Raw genomic sequence first — 16,253 nt, 5'->3', positions numbered from 1 at the left:
AATTTAAAACTATTTTTTCAAATATGAAAACAATTGTTATTATTTTAAGAGCTGGTTTCCGAATAAAATACTTATATTTAATAATTTCATTTATTTTAATATATTGCTTAGAAAACACCAAAGAAAAAACCTGTCATATTGTTTTGACAGGTTTTTAGATGGGGAATAATTTACTACTATTTTTATTGTTATCTGCTACTTTCTTTTACTCTTCAATCCCTCCAGTCTTGATTCTGCAATCTCATGCTCCAACTCGTTTTCATATTGTTCTCTTTGAGCATTATCCCAGCCATAATAATCAGACATGCGCTTAATCACGCCATTCTTTACTTGGTCTAAAGTATCACTCTTGAATAAAATATGATAAGTACGTCTTAATAGATAGTCAACTGGTGTTAATGTCATTTCCTCTGCCAGCGAGTAATCAAGAGCTGCAGTTTCACCAATACTCAATCCTTTTTCTGGTTTGATTGTTTGGGCATAATCATAAATTTGCTCCGCCTGAGAACCAAATAAGTTTGCAATCTCTTTTGCATCATCAGCTGCAAGACCGGCAGCCACACCATCTTTAGCAATGCGAGCAAGTTCTGCTTCTGCATTGTCAGAATCGAAATCACCACCAGCAACTTTAATTTCAGCTGAATCTTGCAAGGTAAAGTTTTTAGAAAACTCGTCATGAAATTTTTGCTGGATTTTCTTCATTGCACCATTAGCCATGATCCGGTAATCTGTCAACTTACCGCCGGCCAAAGTGATCAACCCATCTTCTGCTTCAGTTAACGAACTACCACGTGATACGGCAGATGGCGCTGAAGTACTGTCAGAAACGCTGGCACCAGTTGCTGCATCTGCAGCTTCGTTACCTTCAACTTCTACTTCGATTAAAGGACGTACACCAGCCCAGCTGGCTTCGATATCATTAATTGTTAAATGAGCAGCAGGATACTTTTTATTGATGATATTTAACAAGTAGTCTACATCGCTTTGTTCAACAGTAGGATGAGCATAATCACCCGTAAAGTCAGTATCCGTTGTGCCGAAATAGGTTTTACCTTCCCGAGGAATAGTGAAAATCATTCGGCCATCAGCAGTACCTGAACCAAAATATGTTGGCTGTGGCACAGTCAAGCGGGACTGGTCAACTACCAAGTGGACACCTTTTGTAGGACGCAAACGCGGTTTTTTGTAAACTTCTTTATCTTCTTGTCTTACCAAATCTGACCAAGGCCCAGAAGTGTTAATAACAACATCGGCATGAATTTCAAATTCTTCACCAGTTAAATTGTCATGAACACGAACACCATTAACTTGTTTTTGATCATTATGTAAAATTTCGATGCTCTTCAGGCGACTAACAGCTAGACACCCTAATTCATGGGCCTTTTTAACATTTTCTACTACCAAGCGGGAATCGTTATTTTGATAATCCAAGTAAACACCTGCACCCTGCAAGTTCTCACTATTTAATTGTGGTTCTCGTTTTAAGGTTTCTTCCTTATCCATCATGTAGTTGGCATATCTAATTAAAGGTGAATCTCCTTCAATACCTGCTAAATGATCATAAAGATCCATCGCTACTTTTACCGAGAACATAGTAAACGTTGTCCCTGGTTCGTCATAAATTGGCAAAATCATAGGATCGGGTTGGGTCATATGTGGAGCGATATGCTGGATAACAGCACGTTCCTTGACTGTATCAGAAACGACTTGGACATCAAAAGTCTTCAGATAGCGAATACCACCATGTACAAGTCTGGTAGACCTTGATGAAGTGCCTCCACCAAAGTCTTGCATATCAATCAAGCCTGTCTTCATTTTGGCTGCACTGGCCTGAAGAGCAACGCCTGCTCCGGTAATACCGCCTCCGATAACCAGCAAATCTAATTTTTCATTTTTTAAACGTTCAATTTCTTCTTTTCTGGTTTCAATTGAAAACGCCATGATTTGGCCTCTTTCTTTTTAATAAAAATTTCTAATTGTTTTTCTGGTATGGCTTATATGAAAAGCTCTGAGCAGCTTTAACAGCTGATTTCCAGCCTTCATAAAGGTGATCTCTTTCTGCACTGCTCATTTGCGGTTTAAAGGTTTTACCTACTTTTTGAATTTTCTTGATTTCATCAAAATCCTTCCAAAAGCCAATTGCTAAACCAGCAAGAAAAGCTGCACCTAATGCCGTTGTCTCGAGGTTGGCAGCACGCTCAATTTCGATACCCAAGATATCAGCTTGGAACTGCATTAAATAGTCATTATTAGCAGCACCACCATCAACCTTTAATTTTGGAATTTGAATTTTAGTATCTTCGTGCATCGTATCAATAACATCACGACTCTCATAAGCCAAAGACTGTAACGTGGCTTTGGTAAAGTCATCACTGGTTGTTCCCCGAGTCAGACCGAAAACAGCACCTCGGACATTAGAATCCCAGTACGGAGCACCTAGACCGGTAAAAGCAGGAACAACGAAAACTTCATTATTATCTTTTGAGCGCTTGGCAGCTTCTTCTGATTGAGGAGCGTCATCAATAATGCCCAGTTGATCACGCAGCCACTGAATAGCTGAACCAGCTACGTAAATACTACCTTCTAAAGCATAATTTACTTTGCCGTTTATGCCATAAGCCACAGTAGTTAACAAATTATTAGCTGAAAATTTAGGTTTTTCGCCAGTATTCATAACGGTGAATGCACCGGTGCCATAGGTGTTTTTAACCATTCCCGGCTCAAATGCTAACTGCCCAAACAAAGCTGATTGCTGGTCACCTGCCATGCCGGCAATTGGTACTTGACTACCATAAAAGTGAAATTCAGCCGTAGTACCGTATATTTCAGAATTAGACCGAATTTCAGGCAGAATTTTCCTTGGAATGTTTAATAACTTAAGTATTTCATCATCCCAATCCAGTTTGGTAATGTTAAAAAGCATTGTCCGGCTGGCATTAGTGTAATCAGTGACATGGACTTTGCCACCAGTTAATTTCCATACTAACCATGAATCAATAGTACCAAACAATAATTCACCGTTTTCTGCACGTTCTTGAGCTCCTGGAACATGATCAAGAATCCAGCGAATTTTGGTAGCTGAAAAGTAGGCGTCAGGAATTAGTCCCGTTTTTTCATGGATCATATCTGTATAGCCATCAGCAATAATTTTATCGGCAATATCTGAAGTCTGCCGTGATTGCCATACAATTGCATGGTAAATAGGCAAGCCGGTCTTCTTATCCCAAATAACAGTCGTTTCACGCTGATTGGTGATACCGATAGCCGCAATTTGGTTGGGCTTAATCCCTGAGTTAATAAATGAATTGGCAATTGTGGATAAAACTGAGTTCCAAATTTCATTGGCATCATGTTCTACCCAGCCAGGTTTAGGAAAATACTGATTAAACTCTTTCCGTGAGTCAATTACTTTTTTACCAGAATGGTCCAAAATAATTGCCCTTGTACTAGTAGTACCTTCATCAATCGCTAAAATATATTTTTCAGCCATTATACTTTCTCCTTTTTAGTCTTAAAACTAATTTAGTAAAGGTAACTGTCGTTACAATTCAATTTTACCCTCGCTTTTTGGGAAGCGCTAACATATAATGATAATAACTTATTAGTTAAAGTTATAAGCAAAAGGACATAGTGCGATGAAATACAGTTTATTAACATATAAGTACTTTATTGACGTAGTTGAAACTCAAGGATTTACCCCTGCTGCAAAACGAAATTTTGTCTCTCAAACCGCAATTAGCAATGCGATTAAAAATTTAGAAAAAGACTTAGGCGTTCAGCTAATTGATCGGTCAACTTCCCATTTTAAGGTCACTTTAGCCGGAATTAATTTGTACCATTGTGCAGTGCCCGTGCTAAACAAATATTACGAATTTAGCGAAAAAATCAGTCAGTTGAACAATTCTTTTCAAACGTTAAGAATACATTATTTGCACGCTTTTGATTATTGGGCTGTTGAACTGGCACATTCTCTTGCAAAAAACAATCCTGATTTACAATTACAACTTGATACTGAAAATTTTGCCGCTAGCATCCCTAAACTTGATGCAGGCGATTATGACGTATTGATTGGGTTTTCCACTGCCGTCAGTAAAATTAAAAATATCCATGTTAGAAAAGTTGGCACTGCCAATTTCGGCATTTTGTTGAATAAAAAGGCTATTGACCAAAAAGGCATTCTGAAGAAAGAGGCTATAAAAAAGCAGCCCCTTTTCTTACAAAAATGGACTGCTACTGATAATAATGACGTACAAACAAAAATTAAAAATATTCTGGATAAAATGAATATCAGTTATGACCAAATAATTTACCTAGATAGTTTCGACGCTGCTCTAGCAAACGTTGTGTTGAATCATGGCATGGCAATTTATCCGGAAGAACTGCCACTGCCGAAAATGTATGATAATCATGTTACTTTTTTGCCCAACTTGCCTAAACTAAAATACGATGTTGTTGCGATATATAAAAATCCAGCTATTTGTAATATTTTAAATCGTTCTTTATCAGTAGATTAATAATTTATTTTAAATCATATGATTATTATTGTTGTTAACAAGGTTTAAAATAATGTTATTTATTACAGAATTATTTTCTTTCTTTGTAAAAATGCCTGAGCTTGAAATAAATGTATATAAAATTAGAACATCTTATTTATAAAAAACAAAAAGCAACTTGCTGAAGTTTTTGCAGGTTGCCAGTGTTATAACTTTACTCGCTAAAAAGTATTTGACCAACGTCTTGTTCAAAATTGTTAACTGAAAAGTTTTTATTTTTAACTTTTTTGTTTTTTTGAGTTAAAACAACAATAACTATTGGATCTTTTCCTTTCGCCTTAATCATATTCAAATTCATATCAACAAGAATATCTCCATGCTTTACTTGCTGTCCTTTTTTTACTTTTACTTTGAAAGGTTCACCATTTAAATCAACAGTATCAATTCCCAGATGAAGTAAAATTTCAGTACCATCTTGGGTTTTTAATCCTAAAGCGTGCTTACTTTTTGCAATCATTGTTACCTCGCCAGTTACAGGACTATAAATCTCCTCACTTTCTGGTATAACAGCAAAACCATCTCCAAGCATACCCTTTGAAAACATGTCATCTTTTACGTTACTTAAAGGGATAATTTTTCCTTTAACTGGTAAATATATATTATTTGTAGCTTTTCGTTGGTCTTTTTTGCCAAAAAATAAAGTTAAGCCAAAAGACAATAAAGCTGATAAACAAAGAACTAATATTGCAATCCATAGATTCATATCCATTTGTCCATTATTTGCGTGTATAAAAGTTGGTAAAGCTGCAATTCCAGGTGAAACAATTGCATATTGTTTTAATCCCAAAAATCCTGCTAAAATTCCAACTAAACCTGAAGTAGCCATTGTGCTTAAAAATGCAATTTTATTTTTAATTAAGATACCAAATAATGCTGGTTCCGTTATACCCATTAAACCTGTCAGGCCAGAAGAGAGGCCTAACTGTTTTTCTTTACTATTATTACTATATACAGCTACAGCCAAAGCTGATGCACCTACTGCCACATTAGCAGCTAACATACCAGGAAGAATGAAGGCATCATATCCAGTAGTTGAAACGGCTGCAATACAAATTGGAAATAAGGCCTGATTGGTACCAGTCATAACAAGGAATGGAGTGATCGCTGCAATGATTCCGACAGAAAACCAGCCAAATTTTAAATTGATAAATTTTAAAATATTAGCAATAATAGAACCAATTTGAAACCCCAGAGGACCTAACCATAATAAAGTTATTGGAACAACAATTAGCATTGTAACTAAAGGGTTTACGAAAAATTTAATGCTTTTCGGAACCACCCTTTCCAAAACTAGGTCAACCAATTTCATAAAGATAATGCCCAACAAAACAGGAATTACAGAGGTATTATATTGTATTTGTGGAATAGGTAATCCAAAAAAGCTCAAACCTTTTGCCGAATCAATAGTTTTATATACTAAAACAGCACCTAAAAATCCACCCATCATAGGATTCAGATTTAATTTTCGGGCTGCACTGTACCCCAAATAAAGAGGTAAAAAGAAATAGCCTGCTTGATAAATAGCAAATAAAACTGTGTAAGTCCCACTCTTGGTACTTAATCCAAAAAATGATGTTCCAATATTTAAAACTGCGGAAATCAATCCAGCAGCAACTAAAACTCCTAGTATTGGTACAAAAGTACCTGATATAAAGTCAATTATAGTATGCCCAAGATTTGACCAAGAAAAATTAGTATTTTTTATATTATCTGTTTTTTCATGGCTTTGGTGATCTGTTTTATCGATAGTACCATTAATCTTAATAATTTCGTTATAAACGTTTGCTACATCTGTTCCGATAACTACTTGATATTCTTTTCCGTGATTTACAGTGCCTGCCACCTGTTCTATATTTTTAATTGCTATATCATTTATATTTTGAACATTATGAACACGTACACGTAGTCTCGTAGCACAATGATTTATATTTTCAATATTTTTACTTCCTCCAACATTGTCATAAATTTGTTTCGCCAAACTTTTATAGCTGAGCATGTTATTCACCCCAATCTTCTCCATTTGACTTAATTAACTTTGAATACCAGTAATATGAATCCTTAGGTATTCTTCTAAAATCAAGTTTCTTTTCATCGGTAGTGTTAACATAAACAAAGCCATATCGTTTTGACATGCCATTACCTGTACTTAGCACATCTAAAAAAGTCCAAGGGTTATATCCCAACACTTTACAGCCATCTTGTATTGCTAAACCAACTTGTTTAATTTGTTCGCGCAAAAAGGTTATTCTTTCTGGATCATGAACTTTTCCATCATCACTTACTTTTTCATGTTCTCCATAACCGTTTTCAGTAATAATCATTGGCAATTGATAATGATCCCAAACATAACGCAACATATATCTTAAAGAAACAGGATCTTTTTCCCAATCCCAATCCGTGTACTCAACATAAGGATTTCTTACCAATTGATATAGGCCAGGAACTTTAGGGAATATTAATCCACCCTTTTTACCAGTCTTATTGAGTATGTATGCTTGAGATGTATCATTTTGAGAACAATATTTTGCTGTATTTGACCTGTAACAATTTAAACCAAAAAAGTCAATTTTAGCTTGTTTTATTAAGTCCATGTCTCCAGGACGAATATCTGGATTAATTTGATATTGTTTCCAATAGTTTTTTATAAAACCATTGTATTCTCTATGCGCATAAAGATCATCCCACACTTTTTCTGTTAGTTCTTCGGCATTCATAGCAGCAATTTGATCTTGCGGATTACATGAATAAGGATAAATAGGAACATATCCAGGAACAGGCCCAATTTTGCCACCAGGAACTAATTCATGACAAGCAATAACTGCTTTAGCATGGCACAAATTCATAACATGGTTAACTTTCCATTTGTCCTTAAACCATGTATTCGGATGCTTGTCTATGCCCAACCAATCACCGTAGCAAATTTGCATATTTTGTTCATTAATTGAAAGCCAATATTTGACACGATCGCCAAATTCAGAGAAAAGCGTTCTGGCATATTTATCAAATTCTTTTATTATCCCTCTGCCATACCAGCCGTCATATTCTTGGTCTATCCATACCGGCATATCATAGTGGTAAATGGTAACAATTGGCGTAATATTATATCTCAATAACTCATTAATTAAATCATTATAGAAATCTATTCCTTGCTGATTCAATTTACCATCTTCAGTTGGATAAATTCTAGACCAAGATACTGAGAATCTATAGGATGTTAGACCTGCTTTGGCCATCAAACGTATATCTTCCTTATAGTGGTGATAATGATCAGAAGCATATGTGTCATCGGCATAGGGCTTTTTCTTTCTTGAGTTTAAATCCATTAAAGATAAAGTCTTTCCGTCTTCTTCAACTGCTCCTTCAATTTGCCATGAGGATGATGACCCTCCCCATAAAAATCCTTTTGGAAATATCGGTTTTTCAATGTACTTTTTCATATCTATCTTCCTCTCTTCCTCATCTATCCAAATTATAGATTTGACTGGGAAGCAAGGCGCATCAGCATTTGAACCCTATTTATCCATAGGGTTCAAAAAAAGATTCCTGTAATTATTAGCCAAAATTGCAAGGAAGTAAGGGACACCAAATTCTCTATATATTTGAGCATTAGCGGTTTGATCAACATGACTCATAAAATATACGTACGTAAATCTATTTGTAAATTCTTTCAGTCTATTACAGGTTATTAAGATTGATTTTGAAGGGCAGCTTTTAACATAATCACCAATCTTTTCTGCGTATTTTCCTGTAATGGAAATAGAAAATATTAAATCTGTTTTTTGGAAATTTTCTTTTATTTGTAAAAATTGTGCTTTTGTTGTTATTGGAAAAACTATTTTTCCGCACCTTGCTAATTCGATTTGGAACTCCTTGGAAACATTATTTTCAGTATTTTCTGCGAGTATGTAAAAATTAGAAGAATTTTTTATTCTTTTACTTATCCTGCCTATTTCATCAGTATTCATTCGATTATCCAACTCTCGTATAATAGCAAGAATTTCTGAAGTTAAGTTTTTTCTGTAAGCAGAATCAGTAACTACGTCCCCCTTAGAATTATTTTCAATCATTGCCTTTTTTAAATTAAAAAAATTTTCAAAACCTATTCGCTGACAATATCTTCTGATGCTGGATCGAGATACGTTACATTTCTCAGCGATTGTATAGATATTAAATTCTTTTGCATCATAATAATGGCTAATAAAGTACTTAGCTAAAATTGTATCTACGTCACTTGAATCAACACTAATAGTTTTCGTCAAGTTTCCTAAAATATTCGCTTGGACTGGATTCATTTAATATCCCTTCTTATTCTCTGAATGAAAAACATATCAAAGTATACAAAAAACACAACCCTCTTACCTATAATACCAAATATTTAAAACTAAATTTATAGATTAATAAGCCGATCAAATCTTTATTTAGAATATGAAACTTTAGCCACTATTCTATGTGTGGATTTTTAAGAAAAAAATTCAGGGTAACATTAAAAGGACAATCTCTAATCTAAATTAGAGGTTAGTCCTTTACTGGAATTTAATAAAATATTTTTTAGTGACAAAATAATAATTTTCATAGCTTTCCTAATTTACCTAAACCAGTAACTACAGTTATAAGCATTGAAAAAAACATACAGACAGCGGCAACAATAAATATTGAATGGACTTCTGCTTTGATTAGAAAACCACTAATTAGTGACATAATTGGCCCTATAATCCTGGTTAACGAAGTTGAAATCGAAGTTATTGTTCCTTTAAATTTAGATGGAGTTTCTGCTTGAATAACAGTAAAGAAGTTGGCTTGCGACCAGACGCTACCAAACGAAACCATTGCGTAACCAAAAGTGACTAAAAAGTAAGATTGAACATTGAGCATGATCATGAAACCGATCATTATAAGTGAAGCAATCAGAATCATTTGCGTACCAAGTCTCATGTTTTTATTAATACGTAAATAAATAAAATTGCCTAGAATACTTGCAATCGCTGCTACCGTGAAAAAGATACTGACCAAATTAACAGAAACATTCATTTCTTGTTTTAACAAAAAAGTAAGCATGGGAACAACTGCTTGAAAGCCAATGTTTGCCACAAAAAAACTTGCGATTAGCCATTTAATATCATGATGTGCAAATAAAAAGGTGATTCCCTCTTTTGCACTTTTATTAAAAGACTTTTCACCCTTTACTGACTTTTTTTCTGTATGTAAAGGTTCATAATCTTTAATAACATAAGTTAAGTAACCAAAGCTTAAGGCATCCAGTAAAAAGCCACCAATATAATTAATTAAATTAATAATGACAGCTGCAATACCTGGACCAAAAGTTTTTTGAATCGATGAAATTAATCCCATTTGTCCTGAAACAGATGAAAGTTCTTCTTTTTTAACCGACTCGGCTATGAAAATTTGATATCCGGTCCAAGTAATTAAATCAAATGTACCAAGTATAAAGACTACCAATAAAAGCCAATATAATGAAATGTTTTTTATAACCATAAATGGTGCAATTATAATTAGCACCATTTGCATTATTAAAGAAAAGAGCATGATTTTCTTACGAGAGTATATATCAAAAATGGGCCCAATTGTTAGTCCAAACAATGCTGTGGGCAGATATTCAACTGCAGTCAACAGTCCCATTATGACTGATGAATGAGTTCTAGACAGCATCAGCAGTGGAATTGCAAAAGTGTAAAATTGATCACCCAGTCCTGAAATGGCATAGCCTAAAAGTAGTTTGTTTTTTTGTGTTAAATTTTTCATTGTCAATTCTTTTCAAATTTACGACAGACTATGTACTTAACTATTAAAACGCACATAATTTGCCTTTTTTAAGTTCAAATTAATTTAAGTAGTTTTATTGTTAGTAAAATAGTTTTTAAATCAGATCGTTTTTTGATTTATTTTTAGTATAATAAATATATATAAATAGAATAGCAGATTTTCTCAAGATTTGTCCATCTTGCTAGCGACCTAAAATCTAAGGTAAAAATTAAAGAGTGTAATAATGAAAGCAAATTTAAAAAGTGATAAAAAAGGAGTAATAAAACAGGTAAAAGTTGGGGCAAGTTGGACAGCCCTTTTCTTTGGTGCGTGGGTACCAATCTTCAGAGGAGACTAGAAGTTTGCCATTCTTTTTGGAATTATTCAATTACTTGAATTTTGTTCTTTTGGAATTATAGGACTAATTATAAGAATTGTAACCTGTGTCAAATATAATTCTTGGTATATATCAGAACTACTAAATAATAGTTATTCTCCTGCTGATAAAACATCTGAACAGGTATTAAGACAAAAAGGTCTTTACCTAATTTGATTGGATTTTAAATAAGTGGATTTATAATTACAAGTGGAATGGTAAACTTTAATACAACTAACTAAAATTAAACTATTCAATTAAAATACAATTATTTCAAAATGTGACCTCAAAATTCATAAAATATTTGGAGGTCATTTTTTTGATTAAAATTTTATTTCTTGATTTCACATGCAGTCACAATTTCTGAGATGCGAACTTCATTTTCTTCAGAACCTCTAATAAAAGTTAATTTCGGTTCATCATCTTCTTCATTCATAATATCTTGGACAAACATTGTTTTCGTTTTACCATTTTTTAACTTAAATTGAACAGTTCTACCGTAAAAATGTTTTCCTAACTCTTGCAATGTCATTTTATGTGGATCCATTTCATCAACTTCTTAGTCATCAAACAATTTTTATATAATTTTGATACGGTAATAGATAAGCTTGTAAATCATCATTTTTAAATACTCAGTGAATAACAAGTAACATTTATTTTCACTTTTTTCATTTTATAACACTTACTTATTGTTTTTTACTGCTTCCCCTTTATCATAAGACTCTATTGATTCCATTGTCTATATAGTTAATAAGCATTTTTGCTACACGATTAATTGCTTCATATTATTTTTACTGAATGATCTTTCACAGAAAATGTTTATCAAAAAATGAATTGTTATCTATTAACAAACACTTCACTTTGGTTTCCATATTCAAAGAATAAAATATTTAGATTATTTATTCTTTTATGCCGTGCGAAGACAAAATAAAGCCCTATGAATGCTTTATTCATAGGGCTTTATTTAAATATTTATGGAGGTGAGGGGAATTGAACCCCTGTCCAAACGCATTCCGTCACTGACATCTACGATCATAGTTACATTATTTGAACTTCACTAGTCCAAAACGCCATATAACAGGGCTAGTATGGACTAGCTAACCTGAAATGACTCTTTTTAACTATTCAGATGAGGTAGTTAAACGTAACTCACTAAGTTGATACTTGAATTCAGACGTGAGTAATCCGAAAACAAGCAACACATGCGCCTAAACTAGGCAGCTAATGCGTAAGAATTTTCTTTATTTGCAGTTATAAAACTGTGACGTTTTTACGTAGACGTGACCTACGAACCGCAGTCAATGCGAATCTACGCCTGTCGAATCCCAAAACACCCCCGCTTTTGGTAACAATAATTATAACATAATAGAGCAATCTTGCCTAATATTAACTCAAATACAGAACTATAACATTAATTTGATTAAAGATTATTTTTAAGCGTTTATTTGCACAAATAATTATACCTGATAAAAATTATTATAAAATATATAGTATTTTGTCTTAACTGCGCACTGAATTACTATGAAATATTGGTTATAGAAATACTAGGAAACTCTGCCTACCATAAAAAAGTCAAAACAAAAGAAAACCGCTAAGAAAGTTTCTTAACGGTTCATCCATTTGTCTACTATTATTAATTTAAATGTGCTAATCGAACTACATCACGTTCAATCATTAATTCCTCATCAGTTGGAATAATTAGAGCTTTAATCTTTGAATCTGGTTTAGTAATAAATTTCTCGCCATTGGATTTATTAGCTTCTAAATCAGGCTTTAAGCCAATGAATTCAAAAGATTTCATTACGTTCTCACGAATACCTGAATCATGCTCTCCCACACCTGCTGTGAAAATAATTGCATCTGCGCCCTTCATTTCCACCATATAAGAACCAATATATTGGATAACACGATTAACAAAAATTGCTCTTGCAAGATCAGCTTTTTTATCAGAATTATTCTCTAGATCACGCATATCAGAAGAAATTTCAGAAATTCCCAACAGGCCAGATTTATCATTCAAAATATCTATCATTTCATTGATATCAATATGGTCTTTATTCATGATATATTGCAAAACAGATGGGTCAACATCACCTGAACGTGTACCCATAGTGATACCAGCCAATGGGGTAAAGCCCATAGATGTATCAAAAGACTTACCATCTTTAACTGCAGTGATGGATGCACCTGAACCAAGGTGACAAACAATTAACCTTAAATCTTTAACATCTTTACCCAACATCTGAGCAGCGCGTCCTACAATATAACGAACAGAAGTACCATGAGCACCATACTTACGAACACCATATTTTTCATAATAATGATAAGGAATTGAGTACATATAGTGAACTGGGTCTAAAGTTTGATGGAATGAGGTATCGAAAACGCCTACTTCAGGAACACCAGGCAGCAATTTCATAAAAGCTTCAATTCCTTTACCTTCAGCTGGATTATGAAGTGGTGCATATTCCTTTAAATCATAAATTTTTTGTAGATTTTTCTTATCAATCAGAGCAGAATCTTTAAAGTCTTCTCCTCCTGCAACTATTCTATGTCCAACACCTACAATTTCACTCAAATCGCTAATCACATGGTATTCTTTTAAAGCCTTAAGCAGCAAATTAACAGCAGTTTCCTGATCTGGAATTGCTACATCCTCAGCGTGTTTTTCACCATTAGCCAATTCAATTTCAAAGGAAGAGCCATCAATACCAACTCTGTCAGCAAGTCCGCTTGCTAAAACCTTTTCTTCAGGTAAAGCAAACAACTTATATTTAAATGAAGAACTGCCTGAGTTGATTGCTAAAACTTTTTTCATAAATCTAATTCCTCCATAAACATGACTTTATAAATTTCACAAATCAATCAATGTTTTTAGTATACCACTCATTTAGTTTAACATTAAGCTTTATTAGGTCCTGTTCACTTTTAAATGAGTCTAACTTTGTGAGAAAAACTTCACTATTTCTGATATCTTTTCCATGATTTTGAAAGGCTATAATTGATTTTTGATTAAATTTATTTTGAAAGGCACTGTCCGGTAACTCAATTATTGCACGCAGAAAAACCTTATCAGTTAGCCATGGCATAAAGTCACTACCACCCTTGCCAGACAAAATATTTTGAGGCACAATTAGGAAAGCATAACCACCGGCTTTAAGATTTTTAATGATCTGTTCAATAAATAAAAGATGAGCAAGCGAATGACCATTTTCAGATTTGGTAGCAAAATTTTTGGCATTTTTATCAAGTGGATAATAGCCAACTGGCAAATCGCTTACTACAACATCAGGGCTTTTAAACATCCATGGAGTTAAAGCATCCTGACAAAACATTTCGATATCAATATCATTCAAATGAGCTTCGATATCAGCAAAGCTCAACATTTCTTCATCATTATCAATACCATAAAGTTCAAAATCAGACTTCGAATGATTTGCACTTTTCAACTGATTAATCACAGAAAATAATAAATTCCCAGTTCCAATTGCTGGATCAGTGATTATCAATTTTTCTTTTGGTAAAAGTTTTAACATAAACATTGCAATCACTGTTGAAATCGCTGGCGGTGTTGGCATTTGATTGACATCTAGTCCATCTTCATTAACCGCTTTTAAAGTTAAATAAGTAAAGATCTGCAACTTTAAATTATTGGAAAGTTCATTATAATTTAATTTTGCATATTTTTGACTCAATTTTTGAACCGTTTTTTTGTCGGGAGCTCCCAGCTCAACCTTAATTTGATTATTTTCGAGATTATCAAAAGTTTCTGTCAGAGCTTCACCAAATGAGACATTCAGTGCCTCTTGTAAACAGTTAACACAGTCTAAGAAATTATTAAACAGTTTTTCTATATTATCCATTGCTTATTCCCCTTATCTCTTAAACATTTTAATAGAAGAAAGGCAATTAGAGCAAGAGAATCAATCATTAATTAAATATTCAATTAATAAAAAATCATTTTCCATACTTTCTTGATAAATATCCAGATAAAATTGAATAAAAATTAAACAAGTGATTAATACCAGAATGCTGCTAAGAAACGCGTTAGCTTTTAGTCTTAGGCTTTTGTTTTTGTTTTTGCTCATTTAATTCCTTCTCTTTATTTTTTGGTCTAGTGCCAAATTTGAAATATAACTCTGATTTTCTGCCATCTGCTTCCGTAACATTTATTTGCAACATTTTATCTCTAGTGGTAAAACTGGACTTTTTTACATTTAATAATAGCGGCATGTGTCCACCTTCAGGAGTAGTCACACGTAACATCTTTTTATATTGTGCCAAACGATATATTGTATCGTTTCCTTGCGCATCAATTTTTTCAAAAACAGCCTTTTCAGAATTGGATCTCTCTGGTAAAGTAAATACTCTTTGGCTATCTTTACCCTTAATAAATCGGTTTAGCTGCACGTAAGAAAATACAATGTCGTCAGTGCGATGTTGAACTTTATTTGCTAATGTAAGACTTTTTAATAAATTCTGTAGAATCAGTACTACGATCAATGTTATAAAGACCGCAAACACAGCTTCTGCCAAAATAAAGCCTTTAGGTTTTAATTTTGTATATCTTTTCTTCTGTCTTATCATAAATGCTATTTTTACCATTAAGCTCATAAATGTGATCATGAACTAATATTCTTTTTATTTCATGCTCTTTTAAAACGCGCCAAGCATATGCTCGATCAGTTTTTTGCTCTATTCTGCGCTCGATTATTCTACTTTCTCTGACAGTTAATGCTAAGGTCGTGACACCCATTAGAGCAATCATTAGACTAATCATGCTCTCCATCATCAAAAAGCCGCTTTTTTTCCTATTTACCATCAATTGCTCGTCCCCAGGTCATTTGCAACTTCACTCTTCGAGTGTATTGATGGTTACAAACAGTGATTGTGTGAGGTGGTAATGAGCCACTAATTGAAATTTTCAATAGACTTAAGTTGCTTATACTTATTTGTGGTTTCATTTTTATTATCTGCGGCTTTTTTCCACCAATAATTATCAATTTTTTTGACGGAGGATAATATCTGACTATACTTGTGCGATTTTGTATTGCTGATCTTCTTGCTGCATGTTCAATAGAGCTCTTAATTTCTTCAACTGTATTTTCCAGTATAAGCTTTTCTCTATATTCATTTATTTTTATAGCACCTAAGCTGGCTAAACCAAGCGTAATAGTTAGGGTAACAACCATTTCAATTAGAGTAAAACCCTGCAGTTTGAACTTATTTAGCATTTCTTTCAACTACACCATCAGTAACCGTATAGTTTTTAGACTTTGTAAATTGTTTTTTAGTTAAATAGCCATCATCAAACATATTTTGAAAATTAATTTCTTTACCATTACGATCTTTGTCATCTTCGTAAAGTGTAGCTTGAGTTTGCAAGGTTGTTTTAAAAGCATCATTAGTCCTTTCTTTAGCACTATTTTTTTGCTTTGTTAAATTTGGTGCAATGATTATAAGCAGCATAACTATAATTGCAACCACTACTACCATTTCAATTAAAGTAAACCCTTTTACCTTGCGTTTCTTAGGTGTAAATTTTGTCAAAATGTTTTTCACTT

The 16,253-nt window shown here is 33.4% G+C and carries 14 protein-coding genes and 1 other RNA gene; 1 reads left to right on the top strand and 14 read right to left on the bottom strand.

The window, feature by feature from the left end; all coding sequences use genetic code 11:
* Positions 1–195: 195 nt before the first annotated feature.
* On the bottom strand, positions 196–1,941 hold the full coding sequence (locus ACZ2M0_RS03145) for an FAD-dependent oxidoreductase (protein WP_490058488.1): 1,746 nt from the start codon (positions 1,939–1,941) through the stop codon (positions 196–198).
* A gap of 31 nt (positions 1,942–1,972) precedes the next feature.
* Positions 1,973–3,490, bottom strand: coding sequence for a glycerol kinase GlpK (glpK, locus tag ACZ2M0_RS03140; RefSeq protein ID WP_046331936.1), 1,518 nt, complete (start codon positions 3,488–3,490; stop codon positions 1,973–1,975).
* Positions 3,491–3,635: 145 nt separating this feature from the next.
* Between glpK and ACZ2M0_RS03135 the strand changes: the two genes are divergently transcribed.
* Positions 3,636–4,514 carry a LysR family transcriptional regulator gene (locus ACZ2M0_RS03135; protein WP_490058487.1) on the top strand — a complete coding sequence of 293 codons (879 nt, stop codon included), beginning with the start codon at positions 3,636–3,638 and terminating at the stop codon, positions 4,512–4,514.
* A gap of 193 nt (positions 4,515–4,707) precedes the next feature.
* Here the strand turns inward: ACZ2M0_RS03135 and ACZ2M0_RS03130 are convergent, their stop codons facing one another.
* The 12 genes from ACZ2M0_RS03130 to comGC form a co-directional block, all read right to left on the bottom strand.
* Positions 4,708–6,549: a glucose PTS transporter subunit IIA gene (locus tag ACZ2M0_RS03130; RefSeq protein ID WP_490058538.1), complete on the bottom strand. Its 1,842-nt coding sequence runs from the start codon at positions 6,547–6,549 to the stop codon at positions 4,708–4,710.
* Position 6,550: 1 nt separating this feature from the next.
* Entirely contained in the window at positions 6,551–7,990 is a 1,440-nt protein-coding gene (locus tag ACZ2M0_RS03125) for a glycoside hydrolase family 1 protein (protein ID WP_490058486.1), read from the bottom strand.
* A 75-nt stretch (positions 7,991–8,065) separates the two neighbouring features.
* Entirely contained in the window at positions 8,066–8,845 is a 780-nt protein-coding gene (locus tag ACZ2M0_RS03120; protein WP_490058485.1) for a MurR/RpiR family transcriptional regulator, read from the bottom strand.
* A gap of 277 nt (positions 8,846–9,122) precedes the next feature.
* Positions 9,123–10,313, bottom strand: a complete 1,191-nt coding sequence (locus ACZ2M0_RS03115; protein ID WP_490058484.1) for an MFS transporter — start codon at positions 10,311–10,313, stop codon at positions 9,123–9,125.
* Between the two features lie 707 nt (positions 10,314–11,020).
* On the bottom strand, positions 11,021–11,236 hold the full coding sequence (locus tag ACZ2M0_RS03110; protein WP_223901936.1) for a hypothetical protein: 216 nt from the start codon (positions 11,234–11,236) through the stop codon (positions 11,021–11,023).
* A gap of 425 nt (positions 11,237–11,661) precedes the next feature.
* Positions 11,662–12,027, bottom strand: a transfer-messenger RNA (tmRNA) gene (gene ssrA, locus ACZ2M0_RS03105).
* A gap of 295 nt (positions 12,028–12,322) precedes the next feature.
* Entirely contained in the window at positions 12,323–13,507 is a 1,185-nt protein-coding gene (locus ACZ2M0_RS03100) for an acetate/propionate family kinase (RefSeq protein WP_223902912.1), read from the bottom strand.
* A 43-nt stretch (positions 13,508–13,550) separates the two neighbouring features.
* Entirely contained in the window at positions 13,551–14,552 is a 1,002-nt protein-coding gene (locus ACZ2M0_RS03095) for a class I SAM-dependent methyltransferase (protein ID WP_223902913.1), read from the bottom strand.
* Between the two features lie 184 nt (positions 14,553–14,736).
* Positions 14,737–15,225 (bottom strand): competence type IV pilus minor pilin ComGF, encoded by a 489-nt coding sequence (locus tag ACZ2M0_RS03090; RefSeq protein WP_490058483.1) that lies wholly within the window; start codon positions 15,223–15,225, stop codon positions 14,737–14,739.
* A 10-nt stretch (positions 15,226–15,235) separates the two neighbouring features.
* Positions 15,236–15,511 (bottom strand): hypothetical protein, encoded by a 276-nt coding sequence (locus tag ACZ2M0_RS03085; protein WP_223902915.1) that lies wholly within the window; start codon positions 15,509–15,511, stop codon positions 15,236–15,238.
* Positions 15,501–15,923 carry a pilus assembly FimT family protein gene (locus tag ACZ2M0_RS03080; protein WP_490058482.1) on the bottom strand — a complete coding sequence of 141 codons (423 nt, stop codon included), beginning with the start codon at positions 15,921–15,923 and terminating at the stop codon, positions 15,501–15,503. The genes ACZ2M0_RS03085 and ACZ2M0_RS03080 overlap by 11 nt, the downstream gene beginning before the upstream one ends.
* Positions 15,913–16,251, bottom strand: coding sequence for a competence type IV pilus major pilin ComGC (gene comGC, locus ACZ2M0_RS03075; RefSeq protein ID WP_315984347.1), 339 nt, complete (start codon positions 16,249–16,251; stop codon positions 15,913–15,915). Before comGC ends, ACZ2M0_RS03080 begins: the two co-directional genes overlap by 11 nt.
* Between the last annotated feature and the right edge of the window lie 2 nt (positions 16,252–16,253).

Source organism: Lactobacillus sp. VURO6/B1 (VP7), assembly GCF_058139575.1.
Note: the sequence above shows the minus strand (reverse complement) of the source record. Positions and strands in the feature narration are given on the sequence as shown.

Excerpts from the sequence above, each read along its gene's own strand:
- ACZ2M0_RS03145 (WP_490058488.1), bottom strand. The coding sequence starts at position 1,941 with ATGGCGTTTTCAATTGAAACCAGAAAAGAAGAAATTGAACGTTTAAAA.
- glpK (WP_046331936.1), bottom strand. The coding sequence starts at position 3,490 with ATGGCTGAAAAATATATTTTAGCGATTGATGAAGGTACTACTAGTACA.
- ACZ2M0_RS03135 (WP_490058487.1), top strand. The coding sequence starts at position 3,636 with ATGAAATACAGTTTATTAACATATAAGTACTTTATTGACGTAGTTGAA.
- ACZ2M0_RS03130 (WP_490058538.1), bottom strand. The coding sequence starts at position 6,549 with ATGCTCAGCTATAAAAGTTTGGCGAAACAAATTTATGACAATGTTGGA.
- ACZ2M0_RS03125 (WP_490058486.1), bottom strand. The coding sequence starts at position 7,990 with ATGAAAAAGTACATTGAAAAACCGATATTTCCAAAAGGATTTTTATGG.
- ACZ2M0_RS03120 (WP_490058485.1), bottom strand. The coding sequence starts at position 8,845 with ATGAATCCAGTCCAAGCGAATATTTTAGGAAACTTGACGAAAACTATT.
- ACZ2M0_RS03115 (WP_490058484.1), bottom strand. The coding sequence starts at position 10,313 with ATGAAAAATTTAACACAAAAAAACAAACTACTTTTAGGCTATGCCATT.
- ACZ2M0_RS03110 (WP_223901936.1), bottom strand. The coding sequence starts at position 11,236 with ATGGATCCACATAAAATGACATTGCAAGAGTTAGGAAAACATTTTTAC.
- ACZ2M0_RS03100 (WP_223902912.1), bottom strand. The coding sequence starts at position 13,507 with ATGAAAAAAGTTTTAGCAATCAACTCAGGCAGTTCTTCATTTAAATAT.
- ACZ2M0_RS03095 (WP_223902913.1), bottom strand. The coding sequence starts at position 14,552 with ATGGATAATATAGAAAAACTGTTTAATAATTTCTTAGACTGTGTTAAC.
- ACZ2M0_RS03085 (WP_223902915.1), bottom strand. The coding sequence starts at position 15,511 with ATGGTAAATAGGAAAAAAAGCGGCTTTTTGATGATGGAGAGCATGATT.
- ACZ2M0_RS03080 (WP_490058482.1), bottom strand. The coding sequence starts at position 15,923 with ATGCTAAATAAGTTCAAACTGCAGGGTTTTACTCTAATTGAAATGGTT.